The sequence below is a fragment of the Catellatospora methionotrophica genome, assembly GCF_011297335.1.
GTDB classification, from domain to species: domain Bacteria; phylum Actinomycetota; class Actinomycetes; order Mycobacteriales; family Micromonosporaceae; genus Catellatospora; species Catellatospora methionotrophica.
The window spans coordinates 550,706-565,950 of sequence record NZ_JAAOTJ010000001.1; the positions used below are offsets into that span (position 1 = coordinate 550,706).

Genomic DNA, 15,245 nt, shown 5'->3' on the forward strand with positions numbered 1-15,245 from the left:
GCGAAGGTCAGCCGAAGCGGCGCTGGAACTTCGCCTCGGGGTCCCACTCGTTGAGCCCGTCCTGCCCGAAGGCGGGGGCCAGCACGTAGTGGTCGTGGGTGTTGGCGAGCAGGTCGCGCAGCAGCCCGTGGTGGTGGGCGGCCTGCTCGGCGTGCTCGGGCGCGTCGACGAGGTTGGTCAGCTCGTACGGGTCGGTCTCCAGGTCGAAGAACTGCCACGGCTTGCCGCCGTGGGCGTCGCCGAGCACCGTGTACTTGTAGCGGCGGCTGCGCACACCGCGCCACGTCTCGTCGTGGAACGGCAGGCCGGGGCGCATCTCGGCGACGAACTCCAGCAGCACCGCCTCCCGGTCGAGGTGTTCGGTGGTGCCGTTGACCAGCGGGGTCAGGTCCAGGCCGGGTTTCGGGTCGCGTGGCGTGATCCCGGCCAGACCGAGCAGGGTCGGGAACAGGTCCTCGGTGCAGACCGGGTCGTCGACGGTCCGCGCGGTGGCGACGCCGCCGCCGGACACGATCAGCGGGATGCCGATCGACTCCTCCCAGGGCCGCTGCTTGGCCAGCAGTCCGTGGCAGCCGAGCAGCTCGCCGTGGTCGGCGGTGAGCGCGATGACGGTGTTGTCGAGCTGGCCGTTGGCGCGCAGGGCCTCGACGAGGCGGCCGACGTTGTCGTCCAGGTTCTCGATCATGGCGTAGTAGGTGCGCAGGTCGTCGAGCAGGTCCTTGCCGTGCGGGCCGCGCTTGTTGTACTCCTTGGCCAGCTCGACGTTGTCGCGCACCTGCACCGGCCGGTCGGCCCAGCGCTGCAGGTACTCCTCCGGCGCGGTGAAGATCGGGTGCGGCGGTTCGACGGACAGGACCGTGGCGTACGGCTGCCCGTCGCGGGCGCGCTCGTCGGCGTACTCGATGGCCAGGTCGAACAGCCCGTCGGTCTGGAAGCCCTCGATCTTGTGCGGGGTCGGGTCGTCCTCGTTCCAGTAGTAGGTGTCCCACGGGTCGTTGCAGATGTCGAACCCGGCGAAGCGCTGGAAGCGGCCCTGGAACGGCCGGGGCACCGGGGTGCGCGACGCCTTGACGACGTTGTGGCCCGGGTAGTGGCCGAAGTTGCCGTACAGGTGCCACTTGCCGAACAGCGCGGTGTGGTATCCGGCCTCGTTGAACTCGTCGGCGATGGTGCGCTCGGCCGGCGACATGCGCCACTCGATCGACGGGATGAACCGGGTGTGCGCGTGCTCGCCGGTGACCAGGCTGAACCGGAACGGCACGCACACCGGGTAGCTCGACGACGCGGCGTCGAAGCGGGTCCCCTGCCCGGCGAGGGCGTCGATGTGCGGGGTCGCCACGTTCGGGTCGCCGTAGCAGCCCAGGGCCTGGCGGCGCAGCTGGTCGGCGATGATGAGGATGACGTTGGGGCGGGTGGTCACTTGATACCTCCGGAGGTCAGCCCGGCGACGAACTTGCGCTGGAGCAGCAGGAACAGCAGGACCACGGGTCCGAGCATGAAGATGGCGGCGGCGCTGGTCAGGCCCCAGTCGGTGGAGTACTGGTCCTGGAACGCCATGAAGCTGGTGGAGATGGGCCGCAGCTCGGGGTCGTGGATGAAGGTGATGGCCCAGAAGAACTCGTTCCAGGACCACAGCCCGACGATCAGCGCGACGGTGAGCAGCCCCGGCCAGGCCAGCGGCAGCACCACCCGCCAGGCGATCTGCCAGTCGGACGCGCCGTCCAGGCGGGCCGCCTCGGTGAAGTCGTGTGGGATCTTGAGCAGGAACGAGCGCAGCAGCAGGGCCGCGAACGGCGCGTCGGTGGCGATGTAGATGAGGATCAGGCCGGGGCGGGTGTCGGTGAGGCCGAGGTTGGTCCACATGAAGAACAGCGGGACCACGAACAGCTGCACCGGCAGGGCGCTGGACAGGAACAGGTAGGCGACCACGCCGTTGCCGCCGCGCACGTTGAGGTGGCTGAGCGCGTACGCCGCCAGGCCCGCCACGAAGCAGGTGCCCACGACCGAGCCCAGGCACAGGATCGCGCTGTTGAGCATGGTGGTGGCGAAGTCGCCGCGGGTCCACGCCTCGGTGAAGTTGGACAGGCTCAGCGAGGTCGGCGGCGACAGCGGGTTCGCACCGATCTCGGCGTTGTTCTTGAACGCGTTGAACAGCAGCGCGATCATCGGGCCGATCGCGAACACGGCCAGCGCGATCAGGATCAGGTAGTAGACGGGCATGGCGCGGCGCTCGCTGCGCATCGGCCGGGCGGCCCGCGGTGCGGCCTTCGTCGCGGGCCGCTCCAGGGTCGAGGTGGTCACTCTTCCCACCCCTTTCGCTTGAGGTACTGGTAGCCGGCGAGCACGAAGCCGATGATCACGGTCATGGTCAGGCCGAGGGCGGCCGCGTAGCCGGCCTCGTACTCGTTGAAGGCCTGCTTGTACATGAGCGTGGAGACGACTTCGCTGGACCCGGCGGGGCCGCCGCCGGTCATGATGAAGATGTAGTCGAACGCCTTGAGCGTCCAGATGACCGTCATCAGGCTCAGGAAGACCACGGTCGGGCGGATGCCCGGCAGGGTCACCGACGTGAACTGCTGCCAGCGGTTGGCGCCGTCCATCTTCGCGGCGTCGTACAGCTCCGGGTCGACGCCCTGCATCGCGGCCAGGTACACCACGGCCAGGAAGCCCCACCAGTGCCAGTCGACGACGAAGTTGACGCTGAGCAGCGAGGTGTCCGGGTCGCCGAGCCAGGCGTGGTCGATGCCCATGGCGTGGCCGATGCCGCTGGTCGGTGACAGCAGCATCTTCCACACGGCGGCATTGACCACGCTGGCCACGACGTACGGGATGAAGTACAGCGCCCGGAACAGCACCTGGAACCGCTTGACCTGCGAGAGCAGGTACGCGCCGAGCAGTCCCATCGCCGTCGGGATCGAGCCGAACAGCACGAACCAGATGACGTTGTGCCACAGGGCGTCGTGCACGGCCGGGTCGGCGAAGGCGCGGGTGAAGTTGTCGAACCCGATGAAGGTCGCCGGTCCCAGACCGGACCAGTCGGTGAACGCGTAGTACACCGTGGCCAGGGCTGGGCCGAGGACGACGAGGCCGTTGAGGATCAGCAGCGGGCTCAGGAACAGCCAGGCCCGCTTGCTGCCGCGCGACTTCGGCCTACCCCCGGTCGGCGCGGTGTCCATGGTCGTCACCGACGGCGCGATCATTTCGCCGGACCCCGTGCGGGCAGCGGCGGGATGTTGCCCTCGGCCTTCTCGGCCTTGAACTTGTCGGCGAGCTGCTGGCAGTACTGCGCCGGGGTCAGCTTGCCGGTGAGCACCTGCTCCAGGCCCTCGTAGATGAACACGTCGGTCTTCGGCGGCCACCAGGTCCAGGTGACGTAGCCGTAGTCACCGGTCGCGACGGCCTTGTTGACCGAGGTCAGCACGCGTCCGGCGCGGGCGTCGATGGTCGAGGGGATGTCGGCGTCGGCGAAGTCGACCGGGATGTTGTAGGTCGAGGGCACGTCGGCCATGCGCTTGAGCGCGGCGGCCTTGTCGCCGTAGTACCAGTCGAGGTATTCGGCGGCGGCGTCCTTGTTCTTGCTGGCCGCGTTGACGGCCAGCGAACCGCCGATGCCGATCTCGAACAGCGGGTACTTGACCTCCTGACGCAGCGCGGGCATGGGCATCCAGTCCCACTCGTTGTCGTTCTTGGCCTTGGCGCCGAAGTACTGGCCGACCTGGCTCATGAACCAGTTGCCCTGCGGCACCATGGCCACGGTGCCCTTGCCGAAGTTCGCGCCGATCTCGGTCGACGGGACGGAGAAGTACTTGTCGGTGCCACCGGCGATCCAGCCCTTGTCGAAGTACGACTTGACCAGCTCGACGGCCTCGACGAACACGGGGTCGGTGAACTGGATCTGGCCGGACAGGGCCTGGTGCAGGGCGTCGGGACCCGAGTAGTGGTTCCAGAAGACCGTCATCAGCCACTCGCCGGCGGCCTTCCAGTCGACGTTGGAGGAGCCGAACGGCACGATGCCCTTGCCGTGGGCGTCGGCGGCGATGGCCTCCAGCTCGGACCGGTTCGTCGGGGTCTGCCAGCCGTTCGTGGCGAACAGGGACTTGTTGTAGTACAGCAGCATGGTGTCCACGCGCATCGGCAGGGCGTAGAGCTTGCCGTCGTTGGTGAACGCCTGCATGGCCCACGTGGCCAGCTTCGACTCCCAGCCGAACTTCTTGGCGTACGGGGTGAGGTCGGCCAGGATGTGCGCGCGGCTCCAGGCGATGGTCTGGGTGGCCGACGGGCCGCGGACCACGTCGGGGCCGGACTTGGCCTGCAGCGACGTCTGGATGAGGCGGCGCAGGTCCTCGCCCTTGTAGAAGGTCGCGTTCAGGTCGATCTTCGGGCGGGCCTTCTCGAAGTTACCCACGACGTTGTCGGTGAAGTACTTCTGGTTGGCGTCGCCCTGCACGTCGATCCAGAGGTCGATCTTGCCCTGGGCGTTGTCGCCCGGCACGATCGGCTCCTCCTCACCGGCGCACGCGGCCAGCAGGCCGGGCGCGGTCAGGCCCAGGGCGGTCAGGCCGGCTGTGCCGAGCAGCCGGCGCCGGTTCATCGCGAGGTTCATCAGGACTCCAAGGAGGTGAGGGGCGTGATGTTCACTTCGTGCGTGGTGGTGCGGCCCTCGGTGACCACGAGCGCGATGCCGCCGTGGGCGAGGGTTTCGTCGTGCAGGTCGAACAGGACCGTCCCGTCGACGGAGCCGGTGAGCCGACTGCCCGCGACGGTCAGGCGCAGCGTGTACGTGGTGCCGAACTCCCACGGCAGCGGCGCGCTGGCCAGCACCCGGTCGCCGCATACGAGCCGGGCGGTGTCGCGTCCGGCCAGTTCCAGGGCGTAGTAGTCGCGGGCGCCCTGGACCCGGGCGGCCAATCCGGCGGCGCGGGCCAGGTGCGGGGTGACGTCGGCGGTGACCGTGTAGTCGCGCCAGCCCGCCTCGCCCTGTACGAGCAGGCCGGTGCCCTGGTTCTGGACCAGCCGGAACGGCTCGGGCCAGCGGTCGAACCACTGGTCGGCGGCCTGCACCCAGGCCCGCCGCCACATCGTGCCGCCACCGGCGGGCCGGGTCAGCCGCACCTCGGGTGCGCCGTCCCAGGTGAGCCGGTCCAGGGCCACCGGGCCGTCGGTGCGGAACCCGACGAACGCCACCGGGTATCCGCCGAGGTCCGGCACCCGGACGCGCAGCGTGCCCGCCGCCTGCTGCGGTGAGGCGACCGTGTGCAGCTGGTCGTCGGCCCCGTAGTAGCCGACGAGCAGGCTGACCTGCGCGTCGCCGGTGAACACGGCGGTGACGGTCTGCCCCGGGTACAGCGTCGGGCTGGCGACCATGCCGTAGATGGGCATGTCCAGGCCCTCGGGCGGGGTGAACGTCGGGGTGGTGACGGTCGCGGGGCCGTCGACGTCGAGCCGCCCGGCGGTGTTGCTCAGCGTGCCGGTGCCCGACGACGCGGTGAAGCCCTGCACCGAGCCGGGCAGCGCGAAGTGGAAACGCGCCCCGTCCTTGGGGACCAGCGGCTCGCGTCCGGCCCAGCGCAGGCCGTGGTTGGCCAGGATGACGGCCTGGGTGGCCGCGTCGGTGACGCTGGAGCCGCCGTCGACGGTCGGCAGGTACATGCGGTCGGCGATCGGACCGCGCCAGTCCGGTGCGGCGAGCCCGGCCAGTCCGAGGCGTACGCCGCAGATCGCGCCGACGTTGCCCGCGTTGGAGTCGGTGTCCCAGCCGGAGGTGCACACGACCTTCATCGCCTCGGCGAACTCGCCGCCGCTGTGCACCAGCGCGTGGATGACCGTGGCGTGGTTGGGCACCACGTGGCAGTTGCCGCCGTAGCGGTGGTAGCCGTACTTCTCGTCGATGCGGGTGCGGGTCTCGCGCCAGTCGGACGCCTGCGCCGACCACTCCCGCACGTCGGCGACGACCTGGGCGATGAGGCTGTCCCCCGGGATCAGGCCGACCGCCGTGTCCAGCAGCTTGTCCATGTCGGACTCGGTGAACGCCCCGGCGACCAGTGCCGCGACCACGCGGGCGGCGTGGATCGACTCGCCGTCGTGACTGACCCGGGCGGCGCGCTCGGCCAGGTCCGCGGCGGCGGCCGGGTCGCCCGGCCGGGTCATCGCGAAGCCCTCGACGAAGATCTGCGCGCCGACCTGCTCGGCGACGACGGTGCCGTTGCGGGCGATCGAACCGCTCTCCGGCGGCACGACCCCGGCCTTCATCCGCAGGTACGCGGTGTGCTCGGTGGAGTTGCCCAGCCCGCCCCACCACAGCACGCTGACGTTCTCGACGATCTCGTTGAGCCAGGTGTGCCCGACCTGGACGCTGGTCGGCTCCGGGTGGCGGGCCAGCACCCGCGGGAACACGAACGTGCCGCTGATGTCGTCGTCGGCGACGACCAGCAGGTGGTGCTTGAGTGCCACGTCGTGCCGGTCGTTGACGTAGTAGGTCACGTCGCCCAGCTCGGCGGTGATCTTGTCGTGGGTCCAGCCCTCGAACGGCCTGCCCAGGTACACCGCGATGACCTTGCCCAGCACCCCGGCGTACACGCGCTCGGCGTAATCGTCGTTCACCATCAGAAAGCCACTCCCGCTCGCAGGATCACGTTGGCGTACGGCGTCGCCTCGCCTGTGCGTACGACCGCATGGGCCCGGCCGCACAGCGCCTTGAGTTGTTCGTGGTCCACGGCCGCGACCGGCACGCCGCCGACCGCTTCGCGCAGCCCGGCCAGGAAGGCCGCGTCGGTCAGCTCGTGGGCGACCACCGCCTCCTGGACGACCAGCTCACCGGCCACCGCCCGCAGCACCGGCAGCAGCGCAGGCTCGCCGCGCCCCCACACCAGGTCGATGGTCTCGACCCCGCGCGGCACCGGCAGGCCCGCGTCGGCGAGCACGATGCTGTCGTAGTGGCCCAGCGCCGCCAGCAGTTCGGCCAGCCGCGGATGCCAGATCCCGTCGCGCCGCATCAGGCCCTCCCGTTCCCGGTCAGGAACCCGTCGACCTCGGCGGCGGTGGGCAGCGCGGCCTGCGCGCCCATCCGGGTGGTGGCCAGCGCGCCGACCGCGCAGCTGCGCCGCAGCGCCTCGGCCGGTCCCCGGCCCTGCGCCAGCGACACCGCCAGCGCCCCGCAGAACGCGTCGCCCGCGCCGGTGGTGTCGACCACCGCCACCGGGAAACCGGCACAGGCCAGCTCCCCGTCCGGTCCGGCCAGCACCGCGCCGTCGCCGCCGAGGGTCACCACGCACACGCGTGGTCCGTGCGCGGTCAGCTGCGCGGCCAGGCGCTGCCAGCCGGCGGTGTCCCGAGGCGGTGCGCCCTGCTGCCCGCTCAGGTGCCACGCCTCGCCCTCGTTCACCACCAGCACGTCGACGGCCGCCAGCAGCTCGGCGAACACGGGGTCCATCACCTTCGGCAGCGGAGCGGCGTTGAGCAGCACCGTCGCTCCCGCCGCGCGCGCCAGCAGGGCCGCGTCCAGGCAGGTGGCGAGCGGGATCTCCAGCTGCAGCAGCAGCACCGCGCCCGGTGACAGCAGCTGCGGCAGCTGGGCGGTCAGCGGCTGGCCGTCGAGCAGCTCGTTCGCGCCGGGAGCGACGACGATCGTGTTCTCCCCCGCACCCTCCACCACGATCATGGCCAGCCCCGTTGCCGCGCCGTCGATCGTGGTCAGGCTCCCCGCGGGCAGCCCCTCAGCCTGCAGCGCGGTGCGCAGGTCCAGGCCGAACTGGTCCGCGCCGACCGCGGCGAACAGGATCGTGTCGGCCCCCATCCGGCGCGCGGCGACGGCCTGGTTGCCGCCCTTGCCGCCGGGCCGGAAGGAGACCTCCGAGCCCAGCACGGTCTCGCCCGGATCGGGCAGGTGCGACACCGCCACGGTCAGGTCGAGGTTGACGCTGCCGACCACCGCCACCCTGGTCATCGTTTCCCCATTTCGTTCGTACTGGTCGGTGCGCTGGCGCGGCCGCCGCCGGGCGGGTCGTCGCAGCCGCACGAGCCGCGGGCGAGCAGTTCGACAGGCAGCACCTGCGGCTGCTGTTCGGTGCCCGCGAGCTGCCCGAGCAGGTGGTCCATGGCCACCCGGCCGAGCTGCGGGAAGGGCTGCACCATCGTGGTGAGCCCCGGAGTCGTGAACGCCCCCGGCGCGATGCCGTCGAACGAGGCCAGGGCCACGTCGGTGGGGCAGCCGAGGCCCAGCTCGGCGATGGCCCGCAGGGCTCCGATCGCCTGCTGGTCGCTGGCGGCGAAGATCGCGTCCGGGCGGTCGCGCGGGTCGGCGAGGATCGCCCGGGTCGACTCGTACCCGGCGCGGCGGCCGAACGGCGCGTGCCAGGCGAGCATGTCGGCGGGGCGTACCCCGGCCGCGGTCAGCGCGTCGCGCCACCCGGCGACGCGGTCGGTGGCGGGCATGACGTCGCGCGGCCCGGCGATGCAGGCGATGCGGGTGCGGCCGTGGGCGAGCAGGTGCTCGACCGCGACCCGCGCGCCGCCCCGGTTGTCGACCAGCACCGCCGGGGCGGTGGCCCCGTCGACCTGCCGGTCCAGCGACACCCACGGCACCCGCGAGCGCTCCAGCTCCTCCAGGCAGCCGACCGGGCCGTGTGCCGGGACGAGGAACAGCCCGTCGACCTGGCGGGCCAGGAAGGTACGCACGTAGGTGGTCTGGCGCTGGTCGTCCTCGGCGGCGTTGCCGATCAGCAGCGTGTAGCCGCGGGCGAACGCCTCCTCCTCGATGGCGCGGGCCAGCTCGGCGAAGAACGGGTTCGCGTTGTCGGGCACCACCAGCCCGAGGGTCATGGTGCGGTTCATGCGCAGCGACCGGGCGATGCCGTTGGGCCGGTAGCCGAGCTGCTCGATCGCGGCCAGCACCTTCGCACGGGTGTGCGCGGCGACCGGGCGTCCCCCGTTGAGGACATAGCTGACGACAGCCGGCGATGTTCCTGCCAGCTTCGCCACGTCAGCGCGCCGTACCGTCACTCCAACCTCCGTCAACACGAGTTGCGTTTCAGCGAGGTTGCCAGGATGTGACTAGCGGATGTGGTTGCGCAATACGTGTTGATAGCTGTTACCTGACCGAGACAACGGATCTTGTCGATCGCTGTGCTGGACCCGCTCGTCTGCCGTACGCCGTCCGATCGTGCCTGGTCGGGCCGTCGCGCCGAAAGCGCAGGTCAGGAGCGGGAGACGTCCGGGCCGTTACGGCCGGCGGAACGTGTCTAGCCGGACAGGTAGGTGCCGGGGTGCGGCCGGTGGCGCGGCGGAACGCGGCGATGAAGGCACTGGTCTTGCGGCAGCCGACTTCGCGGGAGGCTCCACCGCGAAAGATCGCTGTTTAGTGTCGGCATGCGTGGTCAGACAGCACAAGATGGCACGAAAGGCGATCTTGAAACCGGCCGTAGCGGCTCCACCGACGGAAGCGGCACGAACGGGCGCAGCGGCGCCCTAACCCGTGCATGATCGCTCGACTTGCCAGGCAATCGGGCGGAACCGTCCCCAAGATACGCACGGGTGGGGGGCGAGGCTACTGGGCCGAGGGCCGCACCGGGCTCGACTGATCGGCGCATGCCACCGGGAAAGGCAACCTTCCGGTCAGGACCTCCGATGGGACGGTCCGGTGCGGTCGACGCCTGACTGTGCCGTGACCACACCGGGAGCGGTGTTCGAAGCCGGAGAGCGGAACGAGGAACGGGGCGACGCACCTCGACCCACCTTGAGCTACCTCCATCTATGTTAGCGCTCACATCACTGCGCCTGGTTCGGCGACGTCCAGAGCAGTCGAGCAACGGTGGAATGCGACCGGAGCCGACGCGGGCACGCCGATCCGGTATGCGCCGAGACTGCCAGAGTCCCCCTCCGTTCTCAAGTGGGCAGTCACCGTCCCCCTGCCGCGGAATGGTCTGGGCAATCCGCTTTCGTGGCACGTATCACCAGGTGGAGACCCGCAGGAAGCATCCCGAATAGCTGCCGAAACGAAGTGGACATCAGCCACGGCGACCACTTTGATCGAGCCTGCATAACGTTTATCACCACATGCTTTCCGGCGTGTCGCGCCCAGATCGTTGTCGAGAAAAGTCGTTATGCGGCAACCCGACGTGAAGTCGCACCTGGTGACGGTTGCCCGAACCACGCACGGCCGCCTTGACGGGACGACCGCCGTCAGCCAAAGTCAACTCCCCCGATCCGCCACGACAGCGATATGGACATGCCGACCAGCAGCCCCGACGACGCCGCACTCGTCACCGCGGCGCAAGCCGGCGACCGGCGCGCGCTCGAAGCTCTACTCGACGCCTACCTGCCGTTCGTCTACACCATCGTGCGCCGGGCTCTGGACGCCGACCCCGACGCGGACGACGTGGTTCAGGAGACCATGGTCCGCGCCGTCCGCGAGCTGCGCGGCCTGCGCGACCCGTACACCTTCCGGGCCTGGCTGGGCACGATCGCCGTGCGCCAGGTGAGCACCCACCTGCAGCGGCGGCGTACGCCGCGGCCCGACGGCGATCTCGACGCCCTGACCGGGGTAGCCGACGTGCACGCGTCCTTCGAGGACCTGGCGGTGCTGCGGCTGGGCATCGCCGCGCAGCGTCGGCAGGCGGCGCGGGCGGCCCAGTGGCTGGAGACCGACGACCGCGTGCTGCTGTCGCTGTGGTGGCTGGAGGTCGCGGGCGGCTTGACGCGCACAGAGCTGGCGTCAGCGGCCGGCGTCAGCGTCGCCCACGCCGGGGTCCGGGTGCAGCGCATGCGCCAGCAACTGGAACAGTGCCGCGTTTTCGTCGCGGCCCTGGACCGGCGGCCCCGCTGTGCCGGGCTCGACGACGTGGTGACCGGCTGGGACGGCGTACCGGCCTCGGCCTGGCGCAAGCGCTTGACCCGGCACGTTCTCGCCTGCGCCGACTGCGCGGCCGGCAGCGGCGATCTGGTCGCCGCCGAGCGGCTGCTCACCGGGCTCGCCGTGCTGCCCGTGCCGCTGGCGCTGGCCGCGGCCGTGCTCGGCAAGGGCGCCACGGCCGCCGCGACCTCATCGGCGACGCTGGCCGCCACCAAGGCGGGCGTGCTCGGCCACCTGGCGAAGGTGTTCGCCGCCGCGCCGGTGACGGCCACCGCCGCGACCGGGTCCGTGGTCGCCGCGGCCACGGTCGCCGTGATCGCCTGGCCCGCGGCAGCGCCGCCATCGCCCCCGGCGGCCGCCGCGCCGCCGCCTGCGGCCACGACGGCCGCACCCGCGATCCCGGCCGTGCCGCGCCCGTCGGCGACCCGCCCGAGTCCCACGCCGAGCCGGGTGCAGCCGAGCCCGGCACGCGCGCTGACGGCCGGGCCGGTGTCGCTGGAGGCCGGCGGCGGACCCGGCCTGTACGTCACCACCGCCGACAGCGTGGGCGTGCTCGCCGCGCTGTCGGCCGCGAGCGCCTCCGCGGCACGGGAGCAGGCGACCTTCGAGGTCGTCGCCGGGCTGAACGATCCGAAGTGCTTATCCTTGCGGTCGGCTGACGGGCGGTATCTGCGCCACCTGTCGTGGCGGCTGCGGCTGGACGAGCGGATCGACACCGCACTGTTCCGCGGCGACGCCACCTTCTGCGTACGCCCGGTGGCCGGGACCGGCACGGTCCAGCTGGAGTCGTCGAACTATCCGGGCTGGTTCATGCACCGGCGCGGCGGTCAGCTGTGGGTCGACCAGAACGACGGATCGGCGGCGTTCCGGGCCGACAGCGCGTTCCGGGTCCGGACGCCGCTGACCGCCTAGCGGCAAGAAATGCGATTGAAACATTTTCGGTCGTCTTGACGCCCGGCATGTTATCGGTCACATTCGACTGACGGACAGCAGGCGCGTGACACACGCAGCGCCTCGGCCACCGCCCGGAGCGGGCGGCGTCTTCCATGACGCGCTCCACGGTGACCTGTGACCGTCGATTCCCCCTGCAGCACCGTGGACGGCCGTCCTGACACCCGCGCGGCCTACGACGGCGCCGCGTCGCGCCCTCGACCTGCCCTTTTCGTCCCGACTGATTCCAAGGAGGATGCCGTGACCGGCATCATCACCCGCACCCCGCCCACTGCCCGACGACGATCGTGGCAAGCCGTGCTGACCATGGCGGTGGTCACCGTACTGGCGAGCACCGGCATCGCCGTCGTCGCCGGCACCAGCGCGCAGGCCGCCACCGTGGACACCAGCGCCTGGTACGTCCTGGTCAACCGCAACAGCGGCAAAGCCCTGGACGTGTACAACTTCTCCACCGCCGACGGCGGCCGCATCACCCAGTGGACCCGGGGCACCGCCAACAACCAGCAGTGGCAGTTCGTCGACTCCGGCAGCGGCTACTACCGCCTCAGGTCCCGCCACTCGGGCAAGGTCCTCGACGTCTACAACTTCTCCACCGCCAACGGCGGAGCCGTCGTCCAGTGGGCCGACCTGAACGGGACCAACCAGCAGTGGCGGCTGGCCGACTCGACCGACGGCTACGTCCGGTTCATCAACCGCAACAGCAACCGGGCCCTGGAGGTGCAGGGCGCGTCGACCGCCGACGGAGCCAACATCGTCCAGTACGACGACTGGGGCGGCAACAACCAGCAGTGGCAGCTCGTCCGGGTCGGGTCCAACCCGACGCCGAGCCCGAGCGCGTCGTCGTCACCGCCGCCGGGCGGCTGCTCCCTGCCGTCGTCCTACCGGTGGACGTCGACGGGTTCGCTGGCCAACCCGAAATCGGGCTGGGTGTCGCTGAAGGACTTCACGTACGCGCCCTACAACGGCCGTCACCTGGTCTACGCCACCACGCACGACAACGGGCCGAGCTGGGGCTCGATGAACTTCAGCCTGTTCACGAACTGGTCCGACATGGCCTCGGCCAGCCAGAACACCATGTCGTCGGGCACTGTCGCACCCTCGCTGTTCTACTTCGCCCCGCGCAACATCTGGATCCTGGCCTACCAGTGGGGCCCGACCGCGTTCTCCTACCGGACCTCCAGCGACCCCACCAACCCCAACGGCTGGTCGTCGGCGCAGACCCTGTTCTCCGGCAGCATCTCCGGCTCCGGCACGGGACCGATCGACCAGGCGGTCATCGGTGACAGCACGAACATGTACCTGTTCTTCGCCGGGGACAACGGCAAGATCTACCGGGCGAGCATGCCGATCGGCAACTTCCCCGGCAGCTTCGGCTCGACCTCCACGGTCATCATGAGCGACTCGACGAACAACCTGTTCGAAGCCGTCCAGGTGTACAAGGTCGCCGGGCAGAACCAGTACCTCATGATCGTCGAGGCGATCGGCTCGCAGGGCCGGTACTTCCGCTCCTTCACCGCCACCAGCCTCGGCGGCTCGTGGACCCCGCAGGCCGCCAGCGAGAGCAACCCGTTCGCGGGCAAGGCCAACAGCGGAGCCACCTGGACCAACGACATCAGCCACGGTGAGCTGCTGCGCAGCAACGCCGACCAGACCATGACCATCGACCCCTGCAACCTGCAGCTGCTCTACCAGGGTCGCTCGCCCAACTCCGGCGGCGACTACGGTCTGCTGCCCTACCGGCCCGGCCTGCTCACCCTGCAGCGCTGACCGTCGCTCTGCCGGGTCCGCAGGTCACTCTCCGCGATCTGCGGGCCCGGCAGAGCAACCCGGCATCACCGGCACCACCCGACCGCCGGGCCCGCCCAGGCTCGCCCGGATCGGTGCACCAGCGCACTGCCGCACCGCCCGGACACCGTCCGGGCGGGCCTCCACGGACCTGCCCACCCGCTTCAGGAGACGAAGATGCAACGGAAACCGCACAGCCGATCGTTCCGGGCGGCGCTGACCGCGACGCTGCTCGTGGCCGCCACCGCCCTGACCACCATCGCCCTGACCAGCTCGGCCAGCGCGGGCACGACCCTCGGCGCGTCGGCGGCCGAACGGGGCCGCTACTTCGGCGCCGCGATCGCCGCGTTCAAGCTCAGCGACTCCACCTACGCGAACATCCTCAACCGCGAGTTCAACTCGGTGACCGCCGAGAACGAGATGAAGTGGGACGCCACCGAGCCGTCCCAGGGCAATTTCAGCTACACCAACGCCGACCGCATCGTCAGCCACGCCCAGAGCAGGGGCATGGCCATCCGCGGGCACGCCCTGGTCTGGCACTCCCAGCAGCCCGGCTGGGCGCAGAACATGGGCGGCAGCGCGCTGCGCTCGGCGATGGTCAACCACATCACCCAGGTCGCCACCAAGTACCGCGGGAAGATCCACTCTTGGGACGTGGTCAACGAGGCGTTCGCCGACGGTGGCGGCGGCGGGCGGCGCGACTCGAACCTGCAGCGCACCGGCAACGACTGGATCGAGGTCGCGTTCCGCACCGCCCGCGCGGCCGACCCGAACGCCAAGCTCTGCTACAACGACTACAACACCGACGGGATCAACGCGAAGTCGACCGGCATCTACAACATGGTGCAGGACTTCAAGTCCCGCGGCGTGCCGATCGACTGCGTCGGCTTCCAGTCGCACCTGAGCAACTCGGTGTCGTCGGACTACCAGGCCAACCTGCAGCGCTTCGCCAACCTGGGCGTCGACGTGCAGATCACCGAGCTCGACATCTCCGGTTCGAACCAGGCGGCCGTGTACGACACCGTCACCCGCGCCTGCCTGGCCGTGTCGCGCTGCAACGGCATCACCGTGTGGGGCATCCGGGACAGCGACTCCTGGCGCACCGGCCAGAACCCGCTGCTGTTCGACTCGTCCGGCAACAAGAAGCAGGCCTACACCTCGACGCTCAACGCCCTGAACAGCGGCACGCCGTCCAGCCCCGGCCCGTCGAGCCCCGCGCCGACGCAGATCGACACCAGCGCCTGGTACACGCTGGTCAACCGCAACAGCGGCAAGGCCCTGGACGTGTACAACTTCTCCACCGCCGACGGCGGGCGCATCACCCAGTGGACGACCGGCACCGCCAACAACCAGCAGTGGCAGTTCACCGACTCCGGCGACGGCTACTACCGGATCAAGTCCCGCCACTCCGGCAAGGTCCTCGACGTCTCGAACTTCTCCACCGCCAACGGCGGGGCCGTCGTCCAGTGGGCCGACCTCAACGGCACCAACCAGCAGTGGCGCGTCGTGTGGTCCGGCAGCTACCTGCGGCTGGTCAACCGCAACAGCGGCAAGGTCCTCGAAGTGCAGGGCGCGTCGACGGCCGACGGCGCGAACGTCGTCCAGTACGACGACTGGGCGGGGGCCAACCAGCAGTGGCAGCTCATCCGCCGATAACCCACGT

At 70.4% G+C, this 15,245-nt stretch carries 11 protein-coding genes; 3 read left to right on the forward strand and 8 right to left on the reverse strand.

The window, feature by feature from the left end; genetic code table 11:
- Positions 1-7: 7 nt before the first annotated feature.
- From HAV40_RS02465 to HAV40_RS02500, 8 genes are read right to left on the reverse strand one after another with little or no spacing between them, the layout of a single operon-like run.
- A complete protein-coding gene (locus HAV40_RS02465) occupies positions 8-1,420 on the reverse strand; it encodes a sulfatase family protein (protein ID WP_166378529.1) in 1,413 nt (470 codons plus the stop codon).
- Positions 1,417-2,301 carry a carbohydrate ABC transporter permease gene (locus HAV40_RS02470; RefSeq protein WP_203671347.1) on the reverse strand — a complete coding sequence of 295 codons (885 nt, stop codon included), beginning with the start codon at positions 2,299-2,301 and terminating at the stop codon, positions 1,417-1,419. Before HAV40_RS02470 ends, HAV40_RS02465 begins: the two co-directional genes overlap by 4 nt.
- Positions 2,298-3,176, reverse strand: a complete 879-nt coding sequence (locus tag HAV40_RS02475) for a carbohydrate ABC transporter permease (protein ID WP_239086319.1) — start codon at positions 3,174-3,176, stop codon at positions 2,298-2,300. Before HAV40_RS02475 ends, HAV40_RS02470 begins: the two co-directional genes overlap by 4 nt.
- Before the next feature lie 20 nt (positions 3,177-3,196).
- Positions 3,197-4,603 carry an ABC transporter substrate-binding protein gene (locus HAV40_RS02480; protein ID WP_166378531.1) on the reverse strand — a complete coding sequence of 469 codons (1,407 nt, stop codon included), beginning with the start codon at positions 4,601-4,603 and terminating at the stop codon, positions 3,197-3,199.
- On the reverse strand, positions 4,603-6,603 hold the full coding sequence (locus tag HAV40_RS02485) for an ADP-ribosylglycohydrolase family protein (protein WP_203671351.1): 2,001 nt from the start codon (positions 6,601-6,603) through the stop codon (positions 4,603-4,605). Before HAV40_RS02485 ends, HAV40_RS02480 begins: the two co-directional genes overlap by 1 nt.
- Positions 6,603-6,992 (reverse strand): D-ribose pyranase, encoded by a 390-nt coding sequence (rbsD, locus tag HAV40_RS02490; RefSeq protein ID WP_166378533.1) that lies wholly within the window; start codon positions 6,990-6,992, stop codon positions 6,603-6,605. Before rbsD ends, HAV40_RS02485 begins: the two co-directional genes overlap by 1 nt.
- Positions 6,992-7,942: a ribokinase gene (locus tag HAV40_RS02495; RefSeq protein ID WP_166378535.1), complete on the reverse strand. Its 951-nt coding sequence runs from the start codon at positions 7,940-7,942 to the stop codon at positions 6,992-6,994. Before HAV40_RS02495 ends, rbsD begins: the two co-directional genes overlap by 1 nt.
- A complete protein-coding gene (locus tag HAV40_RS02500) occupies positions 7,939-8,997 on the reverse strand; it encodes a LacI family DNA-binding transcriptional regulator (RefSeq protein WP_166378537.1) in 1,059 nt (352 codons plus the stop codon). The genes HAV40_RS02495 and HAV40_RS02500 overlap by 4 nt, the downstream gene beginning before the upstream one ends.
- Before the next feature lie 1,225 nt (positions 8,998-10,222).
- Between HAV40_RS02500 and HAV40_RS02505 the strand changes: the two genes are divergently transcribed.
- The 3 genes from HAV40_RS02505 to HAV40_RS02515 all read left to right on the forward strand — a co-directional run bounded on the left by HAV40_RS02505 (position 10,223) and on the right by HAV40_RS02515 (position 15,238).
- Positions 10,223-11,758 carry a sigma-70 family RNA polymerase sigma factor gene (locus HAV40_RS02505; protein WP_239086299.1) on the forward strand — a complete coding sequence of 512 codons (1,536 nt, stop codon included), beginning with the start codon at positions 10,223-10,225 and terminating at the stop codon, positions 11,756-11,758.
- A 345-nt stretch (positions 11,759-12,103) separates the two neighbouring features.
- On the forward strand, positions 12,104-13,564 hold the full coding sequence (locus HAV40_RS02510; protein ID WP_166380042.1) for a non-reducing end alpha-L-arabinofuranosidase family hydrolase: 1,461 nt from the start codon (positions 12,104-12,106) through the stop codon (positions 13,562-13,564).
- A 195-nt stretch (positions 13,565-13,759) separates the two neighbouring features.
- The gene (locus HAV40_RS02515) at positions 13,760-15,238 is read left to right on the forward strand and encodes a glycoside hydrolase family 10 protein (RefSeq protein WP_166378541.1); all 1,479 of its coding nucleotides are present in this window, start codon (positions 13,760-13,762) and stop codon (positions 15,236-15,238) included.
- Positions 15,239-15,245 lie beyond the last annotated feature (7 nt).

Coding starts and splice junctions, on each gene's coding strand:
- HAV40_RS02475 (WP_239086319.1), bottom strand. CDS start 3,176: ATGGACACCGCGCCGACCGGGGGTAGGCCGAAGTCGCGCGGCAGCAAG.
- HAV40_RS02480 (WP_166378531.1), bottom strand. CDS start 4,603: ATGAACCTCGCGATGAACCGGCGCCGGCTGCTCGGCACAGCCGGCCTG.
- HAV40_RS02485 (WP_203671351.1), bottom strand. CDS start 6,603: ATGGTGAACGACGATTACGCCGAGCGCGTGTACGCCGGGGTGCTGGGC.
- rbsD (WP_166378533.1), bottom strand. CDS start 6,992: ATGCGGCGCGACGGGATCTGGCATCCGCGGCTGGCCGAACTGCTGGCG.
- HAV40_RS02495 (WP_166378535.1), bottom strand. CDS start 7,942: ATGACCAGGGTGGCGGTGGTCGGCAGCGTCAACCTCGACCTGACCGTG.
- HAV40_RS02505 (WP_239086299.1), top strand. CDS start 10,223: ATGCCGACCAGCAGCCCCGACGACGCCGCACTCGTCACCGCGGCGCAA.
- HAV40_RS02510 (WP_166380042.1), top strand. CDS start 12,104: ATGGCGGTGGTCACCGTACTGGCGAGCACCGGCATCGCCGTCGTCGCC.
- HAV40_RS02515 (WP_166378541.1), top strand. CDS start 13,760: ATGCAACGGAAACCGCACAGCCGATCGTTCCGGGCGGCGCTGACCGCG.